Origin of the sequence: Nocardioides seonyuensis, from assembly GCF_004683965.1 — a bacterium.
GTDB classification, from domain to species: Bacteria; Actinomycetota; Actinomycetes; order Propionibacteriales; family Nocardioidaceae; genus Nocardioides; species Nocardioides seonyuensis.
Genome location: NZ_CP038436.1, coordinates 3,156,514 through 3,178,890, shown reverse-complemented (window position 1 = coordinate 3,178,890; position 22,377 = coordinate 3,156,514). Strand labels below are relative to the sequence as shown.

Sequence of the window (22,377 nt, the reverse complement as noted above, 5' to 3'; positions counted from 1 at the left end):
GTGGTCCGAGGGAACAGGATGAGGCGTGTTCATCGCCACCATCCCCGAGGACTCCGCCACCGGAGCACTCGCGCACTTCTACCGACAGCAGAAGCAGGCCTGGGGGTTCCTCCCGAACTACGCAGGGGCCTTCTCCACGCGTCCGGAGGTGGCGGAGGCCTGGACCCAGCTCAGCTCCAGCGTGCGCGAGGGCGTGGACCGGCGTCGTTTCGAGATCGCCACCATCGCCGCAGCCAGGGCGCTCCGCTCGACCTACTGCACCGCCGCCCACTCGAAGTTCCTGCGGGACGTCTGTGACGACGAGGCGACACTGGCCGCGCTCGCGGAGGACCCCAGTGGCCAGGGGCTCGATGAGCAGGACCGCGCCGTCTACTGGTTCGCCGGCCAGGTCGCTCGAGACGCCTCGTCCGTCCGGCAGGAGGACGTCGACGCGCTCCGAGCCGTCGGACTGGACGACGGCGACATCGCGGACATCGTCTTCGCCGCCGCCGCACGGTCCTTCTTCACCCGTGTCCTGGATGGTCTGGGAGCCCAGCTGGACGTGCAGACCGCGGAGGCGTTCGCCCCGGAGGTCCTCGAGTCCCTGGTGGTGGGACGACCCGTCGCAGACGGCTGACTGCGTGCAGCACCGGCGACCTAGGTCGTCGCGCTCGAGTGGTGCTCGCGGTAGAGCACGTACAACCGCCGCAGGAACTCCTCGAGCTCGGAAGCGAGCTCGTCGTCCAGGGACGGGAAGGAGAAGGTCGCCTTGCCCGTGCGTGTGGACTGGAACCTCGCGGACGAGGGCTGGAGCGTCTCCGGCCACGTGTCAACGGCGATCGCGTAGAGGCTCACCTTGCGTGCGCTCCGCTGCACTGCCGCGAAGTAGTCGTGGCTGCCGGATCCGGGCCAGCGCAGCGAGGGCATGCCGTAGATGGTCGCTTCCTCGAGCTCTTCCCTGTAGGGCTCGAGGAGCTCCCAGATCCGAGCTTCGACACTCTCCAGATCAGCCATCGGCTCAGTCTAGGAACGCGGCGGCACTGTCAGCGGCGCTGTCGGTGTCAGTAGTCCGCACTAGAATCGAACACGCATTCGAACAGTGAATTCATCCTGAAGGGACCCTCCGCTTGAGCATCTCCGCCAGCGACCCGCAGCACGGGTGGCGTGCGCCGGGCACCGAGCTGGTCGCCTCGCCGCACGTGGCAAGGGTGCTGGCGCGGGTTGGCGAGGCGCTGGACGAGCTCGGCTCGCTGCCGCTGGGCGCGCTGTCTGACCCGGACGTGACGCGGGTGCTGGAGGCGGCGACGTCCGCGGTTGGTCGGGTGACCGCGCAGGCGTGCCGGGTCAGCGCTGAGGCGGATCGGCGCCGGTTGGGTGATGAGATCGGGGCACGGCACACCCATCAGTGGTGGGCGCGACGGACGCGGCTGACCCGCGGCGAGGCCGCACGGCTGGTCCGTCTGGGCAAGAGGCTCGAGGAGGACCTGCATCTGCCGGTCGGTGAGGCCTTGGCTGCTGGCTCGTTGCGGGTGGACCAGGCGCAGGTCATCGTGGCTGCGGTCGACGCGATCCCCGACGAGGTCGAGACCCCCGACGGCCAGGTCCGCCACATCGACGCCGACATCCGTGCGCAGGCGCGTGACCACCTCTTGAAGATCGCCGCCGAGCACGATGCCAAGGTGCTGCGCCGGGTCGGCAAGCGCATCCTCGACGTCGTCGCCCCCGAGGTGGGTGAAGCGTTGGAGCAGCAGCTCCTCGAGAAGGAGACACAGAACGCCGCCGCGACCGCCTTCCTCAAGCTCCACGACGACGGCCACGGCAAGACCTGGGGCCGCTTCGCCCTCCCCACCCATCAAGGCGCCGCACTGCGCCTGGCGTTGCACGCGATCGCCAACCCCGCCCGCCACGACCACGACGAGCTGAAGGACGCCAAGACCGAGGAGTGGCGACCCACCCCGCAACGGCTCGGGCAGGCGTTCGGCGAGTTCATCGAGCGCTACCCCGCCGACCAGCTCCCCCAATCCGCGGGCGTGAACGCCACCGTCGTGGTCACCCTCGACCTCAAGGCCCTCCACACCGGCCTCGGCGTTGCGACGTTGGGCAACGGCGACCGGATCAGCGCCTCAACCGCCCGACGTCTCGCCTGCGAAGCAGGGATCATCCCGCTCGTGCTCGGTGGGAAGTCCATGCCGCTCGATGTCGGCCGGTCCAAGAGGTTCCACACCAAGTACCAGCGCATCGCGCTCACCGTACGCGACAAGGGCTGCACCGCCGAAGGCTGCGACATGCCACCGGACGCCTGCCACGCCCACCACGACCTCGAATGGACCGCCGACCACGGACCCACCAACGTCGACACCGGGCGCCTGCTGTGCCCCCACCACCACCGACGAGCCCACGACAAGCGCTACGAGACACGCACCGGCCCCGACAACAAGGTCAGCTTCCACAGACGGACCTAGACCAGGCTCACATGACCGAGTCCGACTCCAGCTCTTGGATGCGAGCCCGCAGGCTGCGCTCAGCGAGGCGCCACAGGGTGGCCGAGTGGGCATGCAGGTGATGGGCGCCGGTGCCGGGCCGCGCACTGTCGCGACGGGCCTCCTGCATCACCGCGCGCGCAGCGAAGTCATCAGCAGCCCCCGTGAGCTCGCCGATCAGCGAGACCCGCTCGAACGTCACGCCCGTCATGAAACACAGGGTGCCCTCGAGAAGCAGCCAGGTCGGTCAAGAGCGTGAAAAAGTGCTCAATTTTGGCGGGACCCAGCTTCTCGCCACTCGCCTGCGCGGTGCCGGGATGCGAGTCTGTCGGACGTGCCCACACCAGAAGACCTCGGCTCCCGCGACGACGACTCGGACATCGCAACCGTGGATGCCATGCTCGACGCACTGGCCCGCAGCGATGTCCGGGCCGCCGGGGCCCTCCTGACACCCGACGTCGAGTGGCGCAACACCGGCCTGCCGACCGTGCGCGGCCACCACGTGCGCCGGGCGTTCAACGCGATGGTCAGGTCCGGCATGTCCTTCTCCGTGGTGACCCACCACCGCGCGGCGGACGACGGCGTGGTGCTCACCGATCGCACCGACGTGCTGGGGATCGGACCACTACGGTCCGTCTTCCCGGTGCGCGGCACCTTCGTCGTACGCGACGGGCGGATCGCCGTCTGGGACGACCAGTTCAGCATGCGGCAGTTCCTGGTCGGCTTCTTCCGCCGCCTGCCCAGCGGTGCCACCTGACCGAACTCGCCAGACCGCACGCGGCTTCGCGCGACGACCTCAGTCGTCAAGGCACCGGATCCGTTGGCACTAGCCGTGCGGTCGACTCCTGAGCATCATGTGGTTCGCTGGCTTCAGGGGTGGAGGGCATTCCCTGGACCGTTTCGATCTCCGCTTCCTGTTCCACACCGCTGTCCTGAACCTCGTCGGAGGGTGTAGACGGCGATGCAGCAATCCCCGACTCTGCACCGTCCTGCGATGAGTAGTCGGTAGACACCAAGGCGGGGGACACAGCTTCGTCGACCTCGGTTGGCTGGATGGGCACCGGCCGCATCTTGGGCGGGGCCGCGGACCACGCCCTCAGCGCGCCGAGCACCTCGCCATAGAACGAGTCCACGGCCGACAGGACTGAGTCAATGAAGGCGCCACGTCCGCGTCCCCGCTTGGTGCCGAGGGGCGTGCTCATGGCCAGGCGGAACGCCCTGAGCTCCTTCGTCGGGTCGATGACGAGGCTTCCTGGTTGTTCGCGAACGGTCGAGAGGAGCTCAGCCGCCTGCGATCCTCGCGCATGGGCCACGAATGCTTCGATGCGTGTCTTGTCGGGTGCGTTCTTGAGCTGTCGCACGAGCCAGTTGACGCGCGTCGTGCCGCGACCCTCACGCGGGGCATCGACATCCACGTGGCAGGTCACGCTGCCAGCACGGAGGTCCGCAGTCACTACGAGGTGCCCGACGGTATCCGGGATTCGAATGGCGCCAGACAGTACGCCGCTTGCGCAGAGAGACTCGGCAAGCAGCTGCGCACGCAATGTTGGATCGGCAAGCTCCTTGCGTGACAGAACCGGGATCACTTCGGTGCCGAGCTGACGGCCCAGCTGGAGACTCGAGAAGCGCAGGAGCGCGTCGAAGCGCGCCACAACCTCAGCAATCCCCTTGTCCGAGGGGCGCAGTGTCCCTGCGGCGACCTGATCACGCACTCCAACCCACGCTTCGCCCATGTCTTCGAACTCGAGTGCACCGGACTTGCGGTGTTCCAGGTATCGGATCAGCTCACCCAGGATCCAAGCCTGCTCAGGGTCCGCCACACCTCGGAACTCCTTCTGCAGCACTGCATCTGCGAGCACCTTGGACCAGGACACGTGGTGCAGCGCAACCCTTCGAAGCTTCCGCTTGTCCACCTTGGTCGGATGCTGCCCAGCGATGGCGGGGATCTCGTTGGAGATGGTGATGACTGCGTCGAAGTCGTTCTCGCGGGCGATGTCGAGGTAGTTCTCCAGTTGCTCGGTGGCAAGCTTGTTCGGACCCGTCTTGACCTCAACCAGCGCAGTCCATGTCGTCGTTCCGCGGGAGACACGGATGAGGCCGTCGGGATAGAGACGCTGCTCGCCCAGCATGAATGGCACTTCGATGAAGCACTCGAGCGTCCCGGCAGGAGCACCGAAAGGTTTCACGAAGCCGCGACCGAACTCCTTGACCGCAGAGAGCACAGCCAACAGGGCTGACGTCGCACGCCGCTCCTGTTCCTCCGCTCCATTGATTCCCGATGTCGGGATCAATCGCGCCTCGTGCCAGGACTCCTCGCCCATCGGTCCTCCCCCTCCCTGCCGGCGGGCCCGAGCGGCCACGACGTCCAGCAGGTCCCGTGACGTTAGCGAAGAAGGCTCTCCGTGTGGGCGGAATCGAACGACGCAACCATCTCTGGAGCCGGACGAGCGAATGGACGCCGAAGTCGACGCCGTGCTGGACTCCGGCCATGACCCGCGTGCTCTCCCGCCAGGACGTCGACTTCCTCCTCTACGACTGGTTGGGGGTCGACCGGCTCGCTGAGCGCGAGCACTACGCCGAGCACGACCGGGAGACCTTTGACGCGACCCTCGACCTCGCCGAGAAGATCGCCGAGGACGTGTTCGCGCCGATCAACCAGGTGCTCGACGCCCAGGAGCCGAGGATGGGCTCGGACGGCAAGGTCGAGCAGCCCGAGGAGCTGGCGAAGGCGCTGCGCGTCTACGCCGACTCGGGGCTGACGGCCAGCAGCTTCAGCCACGACCACGGCGGAGCCCAGCTGCCGTACGTCGTGAGGGCGGCCGCGTCCACGTTCCTCGGTGCGGGCTCGGTGGGCGCCTACGCCTACCCGGCGCTGTCACTGGGTAACGCCAGCCTGCTCGTCGCCCACGGGACGACCGAGCAGGTCGCGAAGTACGCCGTACCCCAGATCGAGAGCCGCTGGTTCGGCACGATGTGCCTCTCCGAGCCCGACGCCGGCTCGTCACTGGGCGACCTCACCACCACGGCCGTCCCGCAGGACGACGGCACCTACCGGCTCACCGGCTCCAAGATGTGGATCTCCGGTGGCGACCACGAGCTCACCGACAACATCGTGCACCTGGTGCTCGCCCGCACACCCGGAGCCCCGGCGGGGGTCAAGGGCATCTCGCTGTTCGTCGTCCCCAAGTTCCTGGTCGGCGACGACGGCAGCCTCGGCGAGCGCAACGACGTGGCCCTGGTGGGGCTCAACCACAAGATGGGCTACCGCGGGACCACCAACACTCTGCTGTCGTTCGGCAGCGGCGCACACGAGCCCGGTGGCCGGCCCGGGGCAGTCGGCGAGCTCGTCGGGGAGCTCGGTCGTGGCCTCACGGTGATGTTCCACATGATGAACGAGGCTCGCATCGGTGTCGGGGCCGGCGCTGTCGCCCTCGGCTACAACGGCTACCTCCGCGCCCTCGACTACGCACGCACCCGCACGCAGGGGCGCCCGCTGGCGCAGCGGGACCCCGCGACCGCGCCGGTCCCGATCATCGACCACCCCGACGTGCGCCGAATGCTGCTGACGCAGAAGGCGTACGTCGAGGGCGGGCTGGCGCTCATCCTCTACTGCGCCCGGCTCGTCGACGAGGCTGCCACCGGCGACACCGCCGAGGCCCGCGGAACGGCCAGCGGGCTCCTTGACCTCCTCACCCCGGTGGCGAAGTCGTGGCCGTCGCAGTGGTGCCTGAAGGCCAACGACCTGGCGATCCAGGTGCACGGCGGCTACGGCTACACCCGCGACTTCACCGTCGAGCAGCTCTACCGCGACAACCGCCTCAACCCGATCCACGAGGGCACCCACGGCATCCAGGCGCTCGACCTGCTCGGTCGCAAGGTCCCCCAGCGCGAGGGCGCCGACCTCGGCGAGCTCGCCGCTCGCATCGGCGACACCGTCGCGCGGGGCAAGGCCCTCGGTGGGGCAACGGCCGAGCACTCGACCGCGCTCGCGGCGACGCTCGATCAGCTCCTGGAGACGACCCAGGGCCTGCTGCTCGGCGGTGACGTCGAGGCCGCCCTGGCCAACGCGTCCTACTACCTGGAGGCCTTCGGGCACCTCGTGGTGGCGTGGCTGTGGGTCGAGCAGGAGATCGCCGCCCACGGACGCGAGGGCTCGTTCTTCGAGGGCAAGCGCGGCGCGGCCCACTACTTCCTCACCTACGAGCTCCCCCTGGTGGAATCGTGGCTCGGCATCCTCCGGACGGGCGACCGCACCACCGTCGACCTCGACCCGACCGCCCTGTGAAGGGGGACGCGATGGTCGACCAGGATCCACCCGCGCGCGGCCTCGACGAGGTCATGGCGCGACGCTTCCTCACCACCGACGCGGCGCGCCCCGAGAAGGTCGCGACGTGGCACGCCCGGGGGCGTCGTACCGCCCGGGAGAACATCGCCGACCTCGTCGATCCCGGTTCCTTCGTCGAGTACGGCCGGTTCGTGACAGCGGCCCAGGAGCAGCGCAGGGAGCTCGCCGACCTGGTCGTCGACGCGCCAGCCGACGGCATCATCGGCGGTACGGCGACCGTGCAGGGTGTCCCGTGCGCCGTGCTGTCCTACGACTACCTCGTGATGGCCGGCACCCAGGGCATGCGCGGCCACCGCAAGTCCGACCGCCTCATCGAGCTGGTCGAGCGGATGAGGCTGCCCGTCGTCTTCTTCACCGAGGGTGGTGGCGGACGGCCCGGCGACACCGACATCCCGCTGGTCTCCGCGCTGGACGTCGGCTCGTTCGCCCTGTGGGGCGCGCTCGAAGGAGTCGTGCCGCGGATCGCTGTGGTTTCGGGCCGCTGCTTCGCCGGGAACGCCGTCCTGGCCGGGTGCGCCGACCTCAGGATCGCCACTCCCGACGCGAACCTCGGCATGGCAGGGCCCGCGATGATCGCCGGCGGCGGGCTCGGTGACGTCTCCGCCGAGGAGATCGGCCCCGTCGCCGACCAGTCCGCCAACGGCGTGCTCGACATCGTCGTTCAGGACGAGGCGGAGGCGGTGGAGGTCGCGCGTCGGCTGCTCGGCCAGCTCGGCGGCGGCACGACCGCGGCGGGCGTCTCGGGAGACCAGGCGGAGCTGCGGACGCTGCTCCCCGACAACGACCGGGAAGCCTTCGACGTGCGCCCGGTGGTGGAGGGCCTGGCCGACCTCGACAGCGTGACGTGGCTGCGCGAGTCGTGGGCACCTGAGCTGGTGACCGCGCTGGCGCGCGTGGAGGGCATGCCCGTCGGTGTGCTCGCCAACCAGTCGACCCACGTCGCCGGTGCCATCACCGGTGAAGCCGCGAGCAAGGCGGCTGACTTCCTCGAGCTCTGCCAGCGGTGGCGGCTGCCCGTCCTCTCCCTGGTCGACACCCCCGGCTTCATGGTGGGCCCCGAGGCCGAGCGGGGCGGCCTGGTCAGGCATGCCTCCCGCATGGTGACGGCCGGCGCAAAGCTCACCGTGCCCCTGGTCGGCGTCATCCTGCGCCGCGGCTACGGCCTCGGCGCCCAGGCCATGCTGGGCGGCAGCACCCACCGCCCGCTGCTCACCGTCGCCTGGCCGCAGGCGCACCTGGGCCCGATGGGGCTCGAGGGCGCCGTGCGGCTGGGCCTGGCCAAGGAGCTGGCAGCGATGCCGGAGGACGAGCGGGAGCAGGCCGTCCGCGAGCACACCGCCGCCTACGAGCAGCACGCCCGTGCCCTCAACGCGGCTCGGGTCTTCGAGATCGACGACGTGGTCGACCCTGCCGAGACCCGCTCCCTGGTGGCCCAGACGTTCCAGCGAGCAGCCACGAACTGACCCCAGCGAGCGCGGCCCGACGTGGCTAGGGTGAGGCGATGGCGTCCGTACGACAGGTCCAGGTCACCTTCGACTGCGAGGTCCCCGAGCGCGTCGCTCGCTTCTGGTGCGAGGTGCTCGGCTACGTCGTGCCCCCGCCACCGCCGGGGTTCGCCGACTGGGACGAGTTCAACCGCAGCCTGCCGGTCGAGAAGCAGGACTCAGCCTTCGCGTGCGTCGACCCGACGGGGGCAGGCCCGCGACTGTTCTTCCAACGCGTTCCCGAGGGCAAGACCGCCAAGAACAGGGTCCACCTCGACGTGCGGGTCGGCACCGGCCTCACGGGCGACGAGCGGCTCGCCACCCTCGAGGCCGAACGCGACCGACTGGTCGCGCTCGGCGCGACCTGTGTCCGTGTCCTACGGGCCGAGGGTTTCGAGGAGTCCTGCATCGTGATGCAGGACGTCGAGGGCAACGAGTTCTGCCTTGACTGAGCCGGGTCCGTGCTCGAGCGACCACCGCTGAGGATGCACTCACGCCCGTTCCTCGTCACCGCGGCAGTCGCACTGACGTCCGTCGCCCTCCTCGCGGCGGCGATCACCCTCGGCTGGCTCGGCCCGGACGTCGGGCGCGGTGCCAACTTCTGCGAGGCCGCCCGCGACGGGCTGCTGAAGCAACCGGCCAACACCCTTTCCAACGCGGGATTCGTGGTGGCCGGACTGCTGGTCGCCTGGCACGCGAGAACGCGAACGCCTGGCCAGGTGATGTCCACGTCCCTGGCGACGTCGTACGCCTGCGTCGTCGTGCTGCTCGGTCCGGCGTCCGCCGCGATGCACGCCACCCAGAGCGCGTGGGGCGGCCACCTCGACATGCTCAGCATGTACCTCGTCGCCGGCTTCGCTGCGTCCTATGCCTGGGTCCGCTGGGCACGCCGCGGGTCGCGCGCGTTCGCGGTCGCCTACCTCGCCTGCCTACTGGCCTGCGAGCTCGCCGGGCTGTGGTCCGAGCCGATCCCGGTGTTCCTCTACGCGGGCAACGTGGCGTTCGGGAGTCTCCTGGTCGCCGCTGTGGTGCTCGAGACCGCCCTGTGGCTCCGCGCTGAGACCCAGCGATCCATCGGCTTCGGGTTCGCTGCCCTCGGTGCGCTCTTGGTCGCTTTCACGATCTGGGTGCTCAGCCAGAACGGCTGGTGCGACCCGCACTCGCTGGTGCAGGGGCACGCCGCGTGGCACCTGCTGTGCGCCGTGGCGGCGTACTTCCTCGCTCGGCTCTATGCCTCCGAACGTCGGGTGTGACCAGCCTTCGACGCGATGGGGGGCACTGACGAGAACACCCGCCAGCGCAGCGCCGAGCCAGCCGAGGGAGAGGTCGCCGATCGTGTCGGCGTACGCCGTCGTGGAATCGCTGCCCCTGGCGACGAACGCGAAGTACTCCCACAGCTCCCAGACCAGCGCCAGGCTCAGGCCGGAGGCGATGGCCACCTCCAGCCGGCGGCGTAGCGATGCCCCCTCGAGACCGCACAACAGCACCACCGCGGCAGCGACCAGGCCGGTGTTGACCAGGTGGATCAGGTCGTCGAACCACACCACCCGGTCGTAGAGGTCGAGGCGGTTGCCGAGGATGTCGGAGAAGCCTGGGACCGTGAGCAGCAGGTCGGCCGCCCAGGGGTAGCGACTCCGGGCACCCAGCAGGTGGGCAGTTGGGATGACGAAGGCGAGCAACGGGTAGGTGAGGGCGCGGGTCATCGGCGCCTTCCCCTCGAGGTTGCCCCAACCCGGGTCCACGACGACCCTGGCCAGCAGCAGCATGAGGAGGACCTTCGCGAGGACGTCGAGGACCACCACCCAGGCAGGAGTCTCACCTCGCGTGGCCGGTATGACCGCGTGACCGGGTCGCATGTGTGTCACCCCTCTCCGCATCAGCGGACGAGCAGCTCCTGTGGCTCCATCCTCCTGCGGGCTGCGCAGGCGCGACAGGGTCGAACGTCCCAGCAGCCCGGGTGCGTGCGAGCCGGCTCAGCTTCCCTGTCGATCGATCTCCTCGACCACGTGCTCGGCGATCGCCAGGCTCGAGGTCGCTGCCGGCGAAGGCGCGTTGCGGACCGAGGTGACGCCGCTCGCATGCGTGATGCGGAAGTCGTCGACGAGGGTGCCGTCGCGTTCGACCGCCTGCGCCCGCACCCCGGCTCCCCCGCGGACGACGTCGGAGGCACCGATGGCGGGGACGTAGGCCTGTGCCGCACGCATGTAGGCCTTCACCGAGAGTGAGCCACGGACCTCCTTGAGCCCGGTACGCCAGTGGTGGCGCGCCAGTGCTCGCGAGCCCGGCCAGGTCGCGATCTCCCGCACGTCGCGCCAGGACAGGTCGGAGCGCTGGTAGCCCTCGCGCTGCAGTGCGAGCACCGCGTTCGGGCCGACCTCGAGCCCGCCGCCGGCTCGGCGGGTGAAGTGCACTCCCAGGAAGGGATAGCGCGGGTCTGGGACGGGGTAGACCATCCCGCGCACCAGCTCCTGCTTGGGGGGCAGCACCCGCATGTACTCCCCGCGGAACGGGATGATCCGGGGCCCGTCCTGGCCGTCCGCCATCCGCGCGAGGCGGTCGGCCTGGAGCCCGCCGCAGAGCACGACCCGGTCGACGACGTGGCGGCGCGGCCCGCAGCCGAGGACGATGCGCCCCGCCTCTCGCCGCAGGGCGGTGACCTCCGATCCGAGGAGCACCTCTCCCCCGGCGGCCTCGACCTCGCGAGCCATCGCCTGGGCGATCGCGACGTAGTCGGTGATCGCGGTCGCTGGCGAGTGCAGGGCGGCGAGCCCGGCGGCGTACGGCTCGACCTCACGGATGCCGGCTGCGTCGAGGCGCCGCAACCCCGGGACTCCGTTCAGCACGGCAGTGTGCTCCAGCGCGTCGAGCCGGGCGATCTCGTCGTGGGTCACCGCGACGACGAGCTTGCCGCACTCCTCGTAGGCGACTCCCTGCTCGGCGCAGTAGTCCCGGAGGAGGAGACGGCCGCGGGCGCACAGTGTCGCCTTCAGGCTCCCCGGCCTGTAGTAGATGCCCGCGTGCACGACACCGGAGTTGTGTCCGGTCTGGTGGCGGGCGAGCGCGTCCTCCTTCTCCAGCACGACGATGCGCGCCCCGGGGCGCCGACGGGTGAGCTCACGGGCGACCGCCAGCCCGAGGATGCCGCCGCCGACGACACCCACCGTCTCCTCGCCCATGCGGGCACCCTAGGGCTCCCAGCGCAGGAGGTCGCCGGGCTGGCAGTCGAGCGCCTCGCACAACGCCTCGAGGGTGGTGAAGCGCACGGCCTTGGCCCGGCCGTTCTTGAGCACGGCGAGGTTGGCGGGGGTGATCCCGACCTGCTCGGCGAGCGTGCCGACCGCCATCTTGCGCTTGGCGAGCATCACGTCGACGTCGACGATGATCGGCACTCAGATCACCTCGTCCAGCTCGGACTTGAGCGCCTTGGTCTCGGAGTCCAGCGCGACGGCCTGCGCGAGCAGCGTCCTCATCACGTAGACCACGAGTGCGACGCCTGCGACCACGAGGGCGAGTCCGCAGATCAGGCCCACGAGACCCGGGGCCACCTCGTCACCGGGCGTCGCGTGGTTGGCGAACCTGGCCACCACGGCGACCGAGAATGCCAGCACCGCGGCGGCACCGATCGCGGCGATGACCATGTCGACGTACCGGAAGGCGGCGTGGGAGAACACCGTCCCCCTGCCCACCATCGTGAGCAGCCGCCAGATGCACACGGCGACGACCTGCAGCATCAGGACGCCCAGGACGCCGATCACCACGAGCGAGACTCCGATGCCGGTCGGCGGCTCGTCCGTGTCGAGCCAGAGCAGCGCGACCATGCCCACCTGCACCACCACCGACCCGACCAGCGCGATGGCGATGACCGCCCTCAGCGCCCTGGTTGCCCACTTGCTCATTATCGACTCCTTTATGTCGTTCGTCGATGACAATCTATCGTTTCACGATAGATCGCGCAACTTGGCCCTATGCTTCGTGCCTCCAGTCGCCCACCGTTCAGGTTCGCCGGACCTCCCCGTGAGGTTGACGCCTGCTGGCAGATCCTTCCGGGTCCGATCGACACGGGGCACGGCTGCGAGTGTGACGCCCACGCACGCCTACGGTGAACGGGTGAGACTGGAAGAGGTTTCCCGCTACGCCGAGTCGCTCCCCCGGGTCAAGCGCAAGGGAACGGCGTCGCGTCCTGCGTGGTACGTCGACGACCGCCTGGTCATGCGCCTGCACGACCCCGACACGTTGGTGATCCGGGTTCCGCTCAGTGAGCGAGAGTCGCTGCTCGAGCGCTATCCGGACTGCTTCGGCGTGCCGCCTCGAATGGAGGCACACCACAAGGTCGAGGCCTATCTCCATCGAGCAGAGCCTGCCGCTGTGCGCACGGCCATCGACCTCGCATGGGAGATGCAGCACTACGAGGCGAGGCTCGCGGAGCGGGCATCCGAGGTCCGGTGCCCCACGTCCCGACGCCTGGCTGGCCGCACACGCAACCCATTGATTGCGTGGAGTGCCTCTGCGCGCAAGCGGTCCACAAGACACCGGCAAGGCCTTCCGCACAGAATCGGACCCATGCACCCCATCGACAACCTGCCTGCCGGCCTGACCACCCGCGCCCTCACCCTCGACGACGCCCCGGCGGTGCTGTCCGTCATCGCCGCCGAGGAGGTCGTCGACCTCGGCGAGCCCGAGATGACGCTCGAGGACGTGGTGGCCGACTGGCGGCGACCCAGCTACGACATCACCGCGAGCACGGTCGGTGTCTTCGACGGAGACCGGCTCGTCGCCTACGGCGACCTGAGCGATGCCGACGTTGCCTACACGGCGGTGTTGCCGTCCTACCAGGGCCGCGGGATCGGTACGGCGCTCGCGCGCTGGTTGCAGGCGACCGCGCGCGCCGCCGGCTCCACGCGGATCGGGACGCAGGTACCGCAGGGATCGGCGGCGGAGCGGCTGATGCGGGATCTCGGCTACGAGGAGCGCTGGACGGCGTGGGACCTCGAGCTGCCACCGGACCGCGAGATCAGTGCTCGTCCGCTGCCGGAGGGTTTCACCATCCGCGACGATGCCGAGGCCGACCGGGAATCCGCCTGGAAGCTCATCGAGGACTGCTTCCTCGAGTGGTCCGAGCGCGAGCGGATGAGCATGGCGGACTTCGGTGCCAAGGTGTGGGGACGGCCCGGCTTCGAGCCGTGGAACCTGCGCCTCCTCACCACCGCCGACGGGGACGTGGTCGGTGCGACGCACGTGTTCCTCGCCGGCGACGGCGGCTACGTCGCCAGGATCGCCGTACGCCCGGACCACCGTGGCCGGGGCCTGGCTCCTGCCATGCTCGTCGACGCCTTCAGGCTCGCCCGCGAGCACGGAGCCGTCCGCTGCTACCTCTCCACGGACACCCGCGCCGGCGCGCGCGGGCTCTACGAGAAGGTCGGCATGGAGGTCGCCTCCACCTGGGTGAACCTCGCCGTCACGCTCTGACTCCCGCGGCACCTAGGCTGGGTTCCCATGCCCGAGCCACTCAGCCCCGTGCCCAGGCTGCTGCTCGCCGTCGACGCGCCGTCGCTGCTGCACCGGCAGCACCACGCCCGCAAGGGCACGCGGCTCCTGGATCGTTCGGGACGCCCGGCGTGGGCCCTGCACGGCATGGTGCGCCAGATCATCGAGTCGATCGACGCCTTCTCGCCCGACGCGGTGGTCTTCGGTCTCGACGACCGCAGCGGGTCGCTGCGTCGGGAGCGCTACCCCGACTACAAGGCCGGCCGCGCACCCAAGGACCCCGAGCTCGTGGACCAGCTCGAGCGATCCGGTGCCCTCCTCGACGCCCTGGGTCTGGCCACCCTCACCCCCGCGGGCCTGGAGGCCGACGACGTCAACGCCTCGGCGGCCGCCTGGGCGACGCAGAACGGGTGGGAGTGCGTCATCGTGACCTCCGACCGCGACGCCTTCGCGCACATCAGCGACGACACCCGGGTGCTGCGCCTGATCGACGGCGGCATCCACGGCTCTCCCCTCCTCACCCGCCGCAGCCTGCACGCGATGTACGGCGTCTCGGCCGACAACTACCTCGCCTACGCCGCACTCCGCGGCGACGCGAGCGACAACCTCCCGGGCGTCACCGGGATCGGCGAGAAGTCCGCGGCACTGCTCCTGGAGGTCGCCGGCTCCATGGAGGCCGTGTGGGCGGACCTCGAGCACGACCAGGGCCGCTCGCTGGTGGAGGCGCTCGACGGCTGGGCGGCCGAGACGGGAGCGCGCCGCCTCGGCGCTGGTGCCGTACGACGTCTCAGCGCCACCGGCGCGCGCGAGCGCTACGAGTTCAACCTCGCCCTCATGGCCGGCCGCGAGGATCTCGAGCTGGGGCTCACGCCCGACGTCCCGGGCTCCCCCGGGTTGTTGCCGCTCGACCCCGAGCGCGTCCGCCGGGTGATGGACTTCCTCGGCGTCGCGGCCACCACCGAGCTCGCCCTCAAGGTGCTCACCGCCACCCCGGCATCCACTGCCACCACGTGGGACTGAGACCTCGCCACTCGGGTACGTGCCCTCTCCAGCCACTCTCGGAGGGACATCCCATGGCAGAGAAGTCCGACGGGCTCACCGGAGCCGCGAAGAGCATGACGTCGAAGGCCGCGCAGGCGGCCGGCAAGGTCGCCGACAAGGCAGAGAAGCTGATGGAGCCCCCGGTGCCCGGAGCCCCTGGCAGCGAGCCACCGAGCCTCGAGGAGCCGACCGAGCCCCGCGAGCCACTGCCCCCGAAGCCCGACCAGGGGGCACCCGACAGGAGGACCCCCACCGGGGCGGACACCGACGTCCCGGCGGAGGCGATGGGCCAGCAGGGCGCCTACCTCACGACCGCCCAGGGTGCGCGGCTCCGTGACACCGACCACTCCCTCAAGGCGGGGCCCCGCGGACCGACGCTCCTCCAGGACCACCACCTGCGCGAGAAGGTCATGCACTTCGACCACGAGCGCATCCCCGAGCGCGTCGTCCACGCCCGTGGTGCGGGCGCCCACGGTGTCTTCGAGGGGTACGGCGCGGCGGACGACCTCTGTCGGGCCGCGTTCCTCGGCAAGGGCGTCGAGACCCCGGTCTTCGTCCGCTTCTCGACGGTCCTGGGCTCCCGCGGATCGGCCGACACGGTGCGCGACACCCGCGGGTTCGCGACGAAGTTCTACACCGCGGAGGGCACGTTCGACCTCGTCGGCAACAACATGCCCGTGTTCTTCATCCAGGACGGCATCAAGTTCCCCGACATCGTCCACGCGGCCAAGCCCCACCCCGACCGGGAGATCCCGCAGGCGCAGAGCGCCCACGACACGTTCTGGGACTTCGTCTCCCTGCACACCGAGGCCCAGCACCACACGATGTGGAACATGTCCGACCGCGGCATCCCGCGTTCCTACCGGACGATGGAGGGCTTCGGGGTCCACACGTTCCGCCTCGTCAACGCCGAGGGCGCCACGACGCTGGTGAAGTTCCACTGGAAGCCCCGGCTCGGGGTCCACTCCCTGACGTGGGAGGAGGCGCAGATGCTCAACGGGATCGACCCCGACTTCCACCGCCGTGACCTCTACGACGCCATCGAGGCGGGCGCGTTCCCCCAGTGGGAGCTGGGCATCCAGGCCTTCCCCGACACGCCGGAGCAGACGTTCGAGGGCATCGACCTGCTCGATCCCACCAAGTTCGTGCCCGAGGAGATCGCGCCGGTGCAGCCGATCGGGCTGATGACGCTGAACGCCAATCCCACCAACTTCTTCGCCGAGAGCGAGCAGGTCGCCTTCCACGTGGGACACCTGCCGCCGGGGATCGACGTGACCGACGACCCGCTCCTGCAGGCCCGGCTGTTCTCCTACCTGGACACGCAGCTGAACCGGTTCGGCAGCGCGAACTTCGGCCAGATCCCGATCAACCGGCCGCACGCCCCCGTCAACGACATGCTGCGCGACGGCTACATGCAGCAGGGCGTGCACGCCGGCGCGGCGCCGTACCGCCCCAACTCCCTCGACGGCGGCTGCCCCTTCCACGCCGGCACCGACACCGCGTTCCTCGACGTGCCGGTGCAGGTGCCGGCCGCCTCGAAGGTGCGGGAGGCCCCGGCCTCGTTCGCCGACCACTTCAGCCAGGCGCGGCTCTTCTGGCGCAGCATGACGACCGTCGAGCAGGAGCACATCGTCCGCGCCTACACCTTCGAGCTCGGCAAGTGCTACGAGCAGGCGGTCAAGGAGCGCCAGCTTCGCGCGCTGGCCGCCATCGACGCCGACCTGTGCGCCCAGGTGGCCCTCGGGCTGGGACTTCCTGCTCCGGCGCCCGACGCGACCGAGGTGCTCGACATGGATCCCAGCCCCGCGCTGTCGCAGGTCGGACGGAGCTGGCCGCTGGACGGCCGCACGGTCGGGATCGTCGTCGACGCCGACGGTGATCTCGAGGGCGTAGACGCCGCCCGCCGCGCCGTCCTCGCGGCGGGGATGGTGCCACTGGTCATCGCGGCTCGCGGCGGCGAGGTGGGCGGAACCACGGTCCAGCGCACCTTCCTCACAGCGCGCTCCGTCGAGTACGACGCCGTGCTCGTCGCGGGTGCTCCCGCGCCGGCGCCGGATGCGATGCCACTGCGCGACGCCAAGAGCGGTGCCGATTCGACCGGAGCGCTCGACCCGAGGGTCGTGCTGCTCCTCTCCGAGGCGTGGCGGCACGCCAAGGCGATCGGGGCCTGGGGTGCTGGCCGGGAAGCGCTCGGCGCGCTCGGGATCGAGGCGGACCAGCCGGGCGTCGCCCTCGGTGACGACGTCGACGCGGTCGTCGCGGACCTGTTCGAGGCCATGGGGCTACACCGGGCGTGGGAGCGCTTCATGGTCGAGGCCTGAGCCGACTCGCGTGCCTCGTGGCATGCCCTGCCGGTGCACGGGTACCGGCAGGGGCATGAGCGAGGAATCCCAGCAGCGGCCAGCCCAGCAACAGGAGCCGCCCGGCATCCAGTCCCGGATGGACCCGGAGCCGGACTGCGGTGAGGACAGCTACCAGGGGCACGGGCGCCTCACCGACAAGGTGGCGGTCATCACCGGAGCAGACAGTGGCATCGGCCGCGCGGTGGCGATCGCCTACGCCCGGGAGGGCGCCGACGTCGTCATCTCCTACCTGGAGGAGCACGACGACGCCGCCGACACCGCGCGCTACGTGGAGGAGGCCGGCCGTCGCGCCGTCGTGGTCGCGGGCGACCTCTCCGACCCCCAGCACTGCCGTGACCTGATCGCCCGGACCGTCGAAGAGCTCGGCCGCGTCGACGTGCTCGTGTGCAACGCGGCCTACCAGATGACCAGGGAGTCGCTGGAGGAGATCCCGGACGAGGAGTGGGACCACACGATCGCCACGAACCTGTCGGCGATGTTCCACCTGTGCAAGGCCGCCGTGCCACACATGGGATCGGGCTCCTCGATCATCGGCAGCTCGTCGGTCAACTCCGACAACCCCAACCCCACCCTCGCGCCGTACGCCGCCACCAAGGCGGCCATCGCCAACTTCTGTGCCAGCCTCGCCCAGATGCTGGGCAAGCAGGGGATCCGCGTCAACAGCGTCGCCCCCGGGCCGGTGTGGACGCCCCTCATCCCCTCGACGATGCCACCGGAGAAGGTCGCGGAGTTCGGGGCCGACACGCCGTTGGGACGTGCCGGCCAGCCGGCCGAGCTCGCGCCGGTCTACGTGCTCCTCGCCTCCGACGAGGGCAGCTACGTGTCCGGCGCTCGGGTGGCGGTCACCGGCGGGCGGCCGGTCCTGTGAGGCCGACCGGGGGCGCCGGGTGCACGTGTCAGGCGTAGACCTGGCCTACCTCGTCGCGGGGGTCACGCTGGTCCTGGCCCTGATCGTGCCGACGCTGGTGCAGCGCGTCGCGATCTCCTCGCCCATCGTGCTGCTCGCCATCGGGCTCCTCCTGGGCCTGTCACCGATCACCGACGGCATGCCGCTCGACATGCGGGAGCATCGCGCGGTCATCGAGCACGTCACCGAGCTCGCCGTCCTGATGGCCCTGATGGGCGTGGGCCTGGCGATCGACAGACCGCTGCGGCTCAGGGACGCGGCGAGCCTGCGCACCTGGTCGCCCACGTGGAGGCTGCTGGCGATCGCCATGCCGCTCTCGGTCCTCGGCGTCGCAGCCCTCGGGCTCGTCGGCGGGCTCTCGCTGCCCCTCGCCGTGCTGCTCGGCGCAGCGCTCTCCCCCACCGATCCCGTCCTGGCCTCGGACGTCCAGGTCGGCGGCCCCGACGTCGAGGCAGGCGGCGACGTGCCCGCGGAGGACGCCGGCCCCGATGAGGGCGGCGGCCACGAGGAACGCAGCGAGGTGCGATTCGCGCTCACCTCGGAAGCCGGGCTCAACGACGGCCTCGCCTTCCCGTTCGTCTACGCCGCCCTGGTCCTGGCCGCAGAGGGCAGCGGCATGTCGCGCCTGGCCGAGTGGGTCGGCTTCCACCTGGTCCTCCGCGTGCTCGTGGGCGTGGCCGTCGGAGTCCTGGTCGGCTTCCTGCTCGGGAAGCTGTACTTCCGACGGAAGTCCGAGCTCACCAGGATCGCCGAGCGCGGCGCTCCGTTGCTCGCGCTCGCAGCGCTGCTGACGTCGTACGGCGCGGCAGAGGTGCTGCAAGGCTACGGATTCCTGGCCGTCTTCGCCTGCGCGATGACGCTGCGCGCAGCCGAGCGCAACCACCCGCACCATCGCAACATGCACGACATGATCGCCCGCCTGGAGCTGCTGCTGACCCTGCTGGCGCTGCTCTACCTCGGGATCGCCCTCGGTCACGGGTTGCTCGGCGAGCTCACGTGGTGGGGTGCTGCCATCGGGCTCGCACTCGTCTTCGTGATCAGGCCGCTGGCCGGGTGGGTGGCGCTCTCGGCCTGGCCCCGGCCTGCTGCGGAGCCCGGCGGACTCACCCGCGCCGAGCGCGGCGCGGTCGCGTTCTTCGGCGTCCGCGGCATCGGTTCGATCTTCTACCTGGCCTACGCCGTCGGGGTCCTCCAGACGACGGTGGAGGCGTGGCTGTGGGCGACCGTGGCGTTCACGATCGTGCTCTCGGTCGTGGTGCACGGAGTGCTCGCCACGCCCGTCATGCGCCGGATCGAGGCACAGGAGGAGGCGCGTCGCTGACCCGGCTCGCTCAGGCGTCTGCCATGGCGACGTAGCGACCGTCGGGGGTGACCGGGTGGTCCTCGTTGATCGCCTCGACCGCCTCCGTGAGCTCGTGCTCCTCGGGCCTGCGGTCGAGGTGCACGCCCGCGATCATGCACCGCACCGACCCACCAGCCAGCTCGATCGTCGGGATGTCGACGGCCACGATCTCGCAGGACTCCTCGATGGCCGCGACCTGGTCCGGGCGCAGGCTGCGGCGAGCACGTGCCGACATCGCCATGATGTAGCGGCGTCGGCCGTCCGGGGTGCGGCCGCACAGCTCCACGGCGTTGCCCGCGAACTCACGGACCTGCGCCTCGGTGAGCTCGACGACCTTGCGCCCGTTGACGGACAGCCGCTCTCGAACCTGGGCACGCCGTCGGACGTCGGGGATCATCTCCAGCGCGAACATGGCGACGTCGGTGCCGACGCAGGCGATGACGTTGGTGTGGTAGACCGGCACCCCGGCGGAGTCGATCGCGTCGAAGGCCATCGGCTCGTAGTTGAAGTCGGTGCAGAACCGCTCCAGGACGGCTGTGTCGGCCCGGTAGCTGCGCGCGGTGTAGGCCACCCGCGAGACGTGGTCGAGCACCATCGCACCGGTGCCCTCGAGGAAGACGCCGTCGGGCTCCAGGCCGGAGTAGTCGATGATCGACTGCACGCGGTAGCTGGACTTGAGCATCTCCAACACGTCGTGGCGGCGTTCGTGGCGGCGGTTGGAGGCGTACATGGGGTATACCGCGACGTAGCCCCCGGCGTGGGTCGAGAGCCAGTTGTTGGGGAAGACGCTGTCGGGGCGCGTGTGGTCCTCGTCGGCGAAGACGTGCACCCGCACGCCCGCCTCGCGGAGCGCGTCGGCGAGGGCGTCCATCTCGGCCAGAGCCTTGGCCGAGGTGACGTCGTCGGACTGCCCCGCGGGCACGTCCGCCTGGAAGGCGTTGTCAGCGGCTGTGGCCGGGTTCGGGGTGAACTTCTCGGCGCGGATCAGGATGACGGTGGAAGGTGCTTGTGCGCTCACGGACGGAGGCTAGACGATCCCGGGACCGTACGGCGTCAACACCCCTCCGCGGCAGCCCGCTGCGCGCAGGGCGCAGCGGGCCGCTCGGAGCTCACACGCCCAGGTTGAGGGCGCCGAGGATCTGGTTCAGCAGCGTCTGCAGCTGTCCCAGCAGTCCGCTGAGCAGGCCGCCGCCGTCGAGCAGACCGGCAACAGCACACAGCAGGTTGCCCAACAGGTTCCCGGCACCGGCAACAGCGACGATGTCGAGCACGACTCGCTGGAGACGGATCTCCAGCCCCAGGATGTTGAGGTCCAGGGGCCCCAGGACGAGGTTCAGGATGTCGCAGGCACCGGCGCCCGCTGCCATCCGTGCGCTCGTCACCGACTGGCCACCGATCTTCTTGATCGGGATGTTCTTCACGCCGGAGAACTTCGTGTTGGGGCCTTCATCGACGACGACCCCGCGCAGGAAGCCCTTCATCATCAGCGCTCCGTCGCGCTCGATCACCTTGATCGGTGTGAAGGTGCCCCGGACACGGTCACCGTCCGAGGTGCGGCCCACCACCTGGCTGGTGATCTTGCCGACGTCGGACTTGCCGACGACCGGACGCTCCGAGCTGATCGCGGCAGCGCTGCCTGCGCCGAACGTGGCCAGCCCGAGCACCAACGCGAGACCCAGCACCCCTGCCGTGACTGCTTGCTTCATCATTCGTGACACATTCTTCATGGTTCCTCCACGATGGAGTAGCCCCCCGAGAACGACAGGCGCCGTCCCTCGACTGACCCCGTACCCACCCGTGACCTACGCAACCGTGTGGCACCATCGAAGCCATGAGCGACTCGGTGACCAGGTCAACCACGTCCGACCAGTTCGAGGTCCACGTCGACGAGAAGTCGGTGGGTCGTCTGCAGTTCGTCGACCACGACCCCGGCAACGGGGAGCCAGTCCAGCGCGTGCTGTTCCACACCGAGGTCGACGAGGCCTACGGCGGCCGCGGGCTGGCCGGGAAGCTCGTGGGCGAAGCACTCGACGCGACACGCGCTGAGGGCCTCCAGGCGGTGGCCGTCTGCGCCTACGTGAAGAAGTTCGTCTCCTCGCGACCGGAGTACGACGACCTCGTCGTCCCCGCGACCCCGGAGGCGCTGGCCGCCGTGCCGGGGCGGTGAGCGGTCAGAGCTGCCGCTTGAACCAGTAGGTGGTCTCGGGGCCGGGAACCACCTGCACCATCTCCCAGCCGCTGCCGCCGAGCGTAGAGATCAGCTCCTCCCACGTCTCGGCGCCCTCGACCAGCCGCTCGGGGTCGGCGTTGTAGCCGCTGACCTCCACGTTGCCGTCGTCGTCGACGTTGATCTCCAGGTGCGCCCATTCAGCCATGTCGCTGATCCTGCCATGCCGGGCCCAACCGCGGGGACGCTCCGAGCTCCCATTCGGCCATCACGTGGCACGCCCCCGACTCCCACCACGCCAGCTGGAGCGTCGTGAGCGTGCACGAGACCGGGACGAGCCCACCCAGGAGCCGCCTGGTGGAGTCGATCGACACCACCTCGCTCGCGGCGTCCAGCGTCAGGTGCGGGTCGACCCGGGGGCCGAAGCGCCCGCCGTACGGCACGAACTGGGGGAAGGCCTCCACGAGCCGATCGGTGAGTGCGCGCAGCTCGAGGTCCGGGTCGGGTCGCAGGTGGATGATGCCGCTGGGGAACTGCGCGAGCTCGGCGAGTCGGGTCGCGATGGGCGGTGTCGCAGCGGCGATCCCCTCGATCCGCGTCAGGGTCGACTCGTCCGGGCTCGGGTCGAACGGGCCGAGCGCGGTGATGTGCGCGTGGGCGAAACGCGGGTCGGCGGAGACGAAACCGGTGTCGTAGTGCCCGGTCCTGGCCACCACCCAGTCCTCCAGCGCGGCGACCGGGAGCTGCAGGACGGAGTGGCCGGGCACGCACGAGAGCCTCCCATG

General features: G+C 70.2%; 23 protein-coding genes and 1 pseudogene. 13 read left to right on the top strand and 11 right to left on the bottom strand.

Translation table 11 applies throughout. From position 1 onward, the window contains the following. Positions 1–25 precede the first annotated feature (25 nt). Positions 26–616, top strand: a complete 591-nt coding sequence (locus EXE58_RS15440) for a carboxymuconolactone decarboxylase family protein (RefSeq protein ID WP_135268698.1) — start codon at positions 26–28, stop codon at positions 614–616. A gap of 20 nt (positions 617–636) precedes the next feature. On the opposite strand, the gene EXE58_RS15435 is transcribed toward EXE58_RS15440, so the two are convergent. Continuing rightward, positions 637–993, bottom strand: a complete 357-nt coding sequence (locus EXE58_RS15435; protein WP_135268697.1) for a hypothetical protein — start codon at positions 991–993, stop codon at positions 637–639. 113 nt (positions 994–1,106) lie between these two features. Here EXE58_RS15435 and EXE58_RS15430 point away from each other — a divergent pair, with 113 nt between their 5' ends. Then, entirely contained in the window at positions 1,107–2,441 is a 1,335-nt protein-coding gene (locus tag EXE58_RS15430; protein ID WP_167288934.1) for an HNH endonuclease signature motif containing protein, read from the top strand. A gap of 7 nt (positions 2,442–2,448) precedes the next feature. Here the strand turns inward: EXE58_RS15430 and EXE58_RS15425 are convergent, their stop codons facing one another. Further along, entirely contained in the window at positions 2,449–2,670 is a 222-nt protein-coding gene (locus EXE58_RS15425) for a hypothetical protein (RefSeq protein WP_135268695.1), read from the bottom strand. A gap of 123 nt (positions 2,671–2,793) precedes the next feature. Between EXE58_RS15425 and EXE58_RS15420 the strand changes: the two genes are divergently transcribed. Beyond that, positions 2,794–3,216 (top strand): limonene-1,2-epoxide hydrolase family protein, encoded by a 423-nt coding sequence (locus EXE58_RS15420; protein WP_208544044.1) that lies wholly within the window; start codon positions 2,794–2,796, stop codon positions 3,214–3,216. Between the two features lie 46 nt (positions 3,217–3,262). Here the strand turns inward: EXE58_RS15420 and EXE58_RS15415 are convergent, their stop codons facing one another. Beyond that, positions 3,263–4,780, bottom strand: coding sequence for a hypothetical protein (locus EXE58_RS15415; RefSeq protein WP_208544043.1), 1,518 nt, complete (start codon positions 4,778–4,780; stop codon positions 3,263–3,265). 167 nt (positions 4,781–4,947) lie between these two features. Here EXE58_RS15415 and EXE58_RS15410 point away from each other — a divergent pair, with 167 nt between their 5' ends. The 4 genes from EXE58_RS15410 to EXE58_RS15395 are packed head-to-tail and all read left to right on the top strand — an operon-like array spanning position 4,948 to position 9,541. Further along, a complete protein-coding gene (locus tag EXE58_RS15410; RefSeq protein WP_135268694.1) occupies positions 4,948–6,744 on the top strand; it encodes an acyl-CoA dehydrogenase in 1,797 nt (598 codons plus the stop codon). Between the two features lie 11 nt (positions 6,745–6,755). Beyond that, positions 6,756–8,267: an acyl-CoA carboxylase subunit beta gene (locus EXE58_RS15405; RefSeq protein WP_135268693.1), complete on the top strand. Its 1,512-nt coding sequence runs from the start codon at positions 6,756–6,758 to the stop codon at positions 8,265–8,267. Between the two features lie 38 nt (positions 8,268–8,305). Next, complete coding sequence (locus EXE58_RS15400) at positions 8,306–8,740, top strand: VOC family protein (RefSeq protein WP_135268692.1); 435 nt, start codon at positions 8,306–8,308, stop codon at positions 8,738–8,740. A 33-nt stretch (positions 8,741–8,773) separates the two neighbouring features. Beyond that, positions 8,774–9,541 carry a ceramidase domain-containing protein gene (locus EXE58_RS15395; RefSeq protein WP_135268691.1) on the top strand — a complete coding sequence of 256 codons (768 nt, stop codon included), beginning with the start codon at positions 8,774–8,776 and terminating at the stop codon, positions 9,539–9,541. 33 nt (positions 9,542–9,574) lie between these two features. Here EXE58_RS15395 and EXE58_RS20550 read toward each other — a convergent pair. From EXE58_RS20550 to EXE58_RS15380, 4 genes and pseudogenes are all read right to left on the bottom strand, one after another. Then, positions 9,575–10,054, bottom strand: a pseudogene (locus tag EXE58_RS20550) (DUF2238 domain-containing protein); the annotation flags it as partial. A 207-nt stretch (positions 10,055–10,261) separates the two neighbouring features. Further along, positions 10,262–11,464: an L-2-hydroxyglutarate oxidase gene (gene lhgO, locus EXE58_RS15390; RefSeq protein ID WP_135268690.1), complete on the bottom strand. Its 1,203-nt coding sequence runs from the start codon at positions 11,462–11,464 to the stop codon at positions 10,262–10,264. Positions 11,465–11,473: 9 nt separating this feature from the next. Next, positions 11,474–11,677: a helix-turn-helix domain-containing protein gene (locus tag EXE58_RS15385; RefSeq protein ID WP_135268689.1), complete on the bottom strand. Its 204-nt coding sequence runs from the start codon at positions 11,675–11,677 to the stop codon at positions 11,474–11,476. Further along, complete coding sequence (locus EXE58_RS15380) at positions 11,678–12,184, bottom strand: DUF2975 domain-containing protein (RefSeq protein ID WP_135268688.1); 507 nt, start codon at positions 12,182–12,184, stop codon at positions 11,678–11,680. It abuts the gene before it with no gap. A gap of 211 nt (positions 12,185–12,395) precedes the next feature. Between EXE58_RS15380 and EXE58_RS15370 the strand changes: the two genes are divergently transcribed. The 5 genes from EXE58_RS15370 to EXE58_RS15350 are packed head-to-tail and all read left to right on the top strand — an operon-like array spanning position 12,396 to position 19,404. Next, positions 12,396–13,754: a GNAT family N-acetyltransferase gene (locus EXE58_RS15370; RefSeq protein WP_244242249.1), complete on the top strand. Its 1,359-nt coding sequence runs from the start codon at positions 12,396–12,398 to the stop codon at positions 13,752–13,754. Positions 13,755–13,781: 27 nt separating this feature from the next. Beyond that, positions 13,782–14,792: a 5'-3' exonuclease H3TH domain-containing protein gene (locus EXE58_RS15365; protein ID WP_135268687.1), complete on the top strand. Its 1,011-nt coding sequence runs from the start codon at positions 13,782–13,784 to the stop codon at positions 14,790–14,792. 53 nt (positions 14,793–14,845) lie between these two features. Then, entirely contained in the window at positions 14,846–17,134 is a 2,289-nt protein-coding gene (locus tag EXE58_RS15360; RefSeq protein WP_135268686.1) for a catalase, read from the top strand. A gap of 55 nt (positions 17,135–17,189) precedes the next feature. After that, a complete protein-coding gene (locus EXE58_RS15355; RefSeq protein ID WP_208544042.1) occupies positions 17,190–18,044 on the top strand; it encodes an SDR family oxidoreductase in 855 nt (284 codons plus the stop codon). A gap of 25 nt (positions 18,045–18,069) precedes the next feature. Then, positions 18,070–19,404: a cation:proton antiporter domain-containing protein gene (locus EXE58_RS15350; protein WP_208544041.1), complete on the top strand. Its 1,335-nt coding sequence runs from the start codon at positions 18,070–18,072 to the stop codon at positions 19,402–19,404. Between the two features lie 10 nt (positions 19,405–19,414). Here EXE58_RS15350 and ctlX read toward each other — a convergent pair whose 3' ends face one another. Together ctlX and EXE58_RS19770 are read right to left on the bottom strand one after the other, a co-directional pair. Further along, on the bottom strand, positions 19,415–20,443 hold the full coding sequence (gene ctlX, locus EXE58_RS15345) for a citrulline utilization hydrolase CtlX (RefSeq protein WP_135268684.1): 1,029 nt from the start codon (positions 20,441–20,443) through the stop codon (positions 19,415–19,417). A 91-nt stretch (positions 20,444–20,534) separates the two neighbouring features. Next, positions 20,535–21,134: a hypothetical protein gene (locus EXE58_RS19770; RefSeq protein WP_208544040.1), complete on the bottom strand. Its 600-nt coding sequence runs from the start codon at positions 21,132–21,134 to the stop codon at positions 20,535–20,537. 122 nt (positions 21,135–21,256) lie between these two features. On the opposite strand from EXE58_RS19770, the gene EXE58_RS15335 reads away from it, so the two are divergent. Further along, on the top strand, positions 21,257–21,592 hold the full coding sequence (locus tag EXE58_RS15335; RefSeq protein WP_135268683.1) for a GNAT family N-acetyltransferase: 336 nt from the start codon (positions 21,257–21,259) through the stop codon (positions 21,590–21,592). A 4-nt stretch (positions 21,593–21,596) separates the two neighbouring features. On the opposite strand, the gene EXE58_RS15330 is transcribed toward EXE58_RS15335, so the two are convergent. Beyond that, positions 21,597–21,800: a hypothetical protein gene (locus EXE58_RS15330; protein WP_135268682.1), complete on the bottom strand. Its 204-nt coding sequence runs from the start codon at positions 21,798–21,800 to the stop codon at positions 21,597–21,599. After that, entirely contained in the window at positions 21,793–22,359 is a 567-nt protein-coding gene (locus EXE58_RS15325) for a 2'-5' RNA ligase family protein (protein WP_135268681.1), read from the bottom strand. The genes EXE58_RS15330 and EXE58_RS15325 overlap by 8 nt, the downstream gene beginning before the upstream one ends. Positions 22,360–22,377 lie beyond the last annotated feature (18 nt).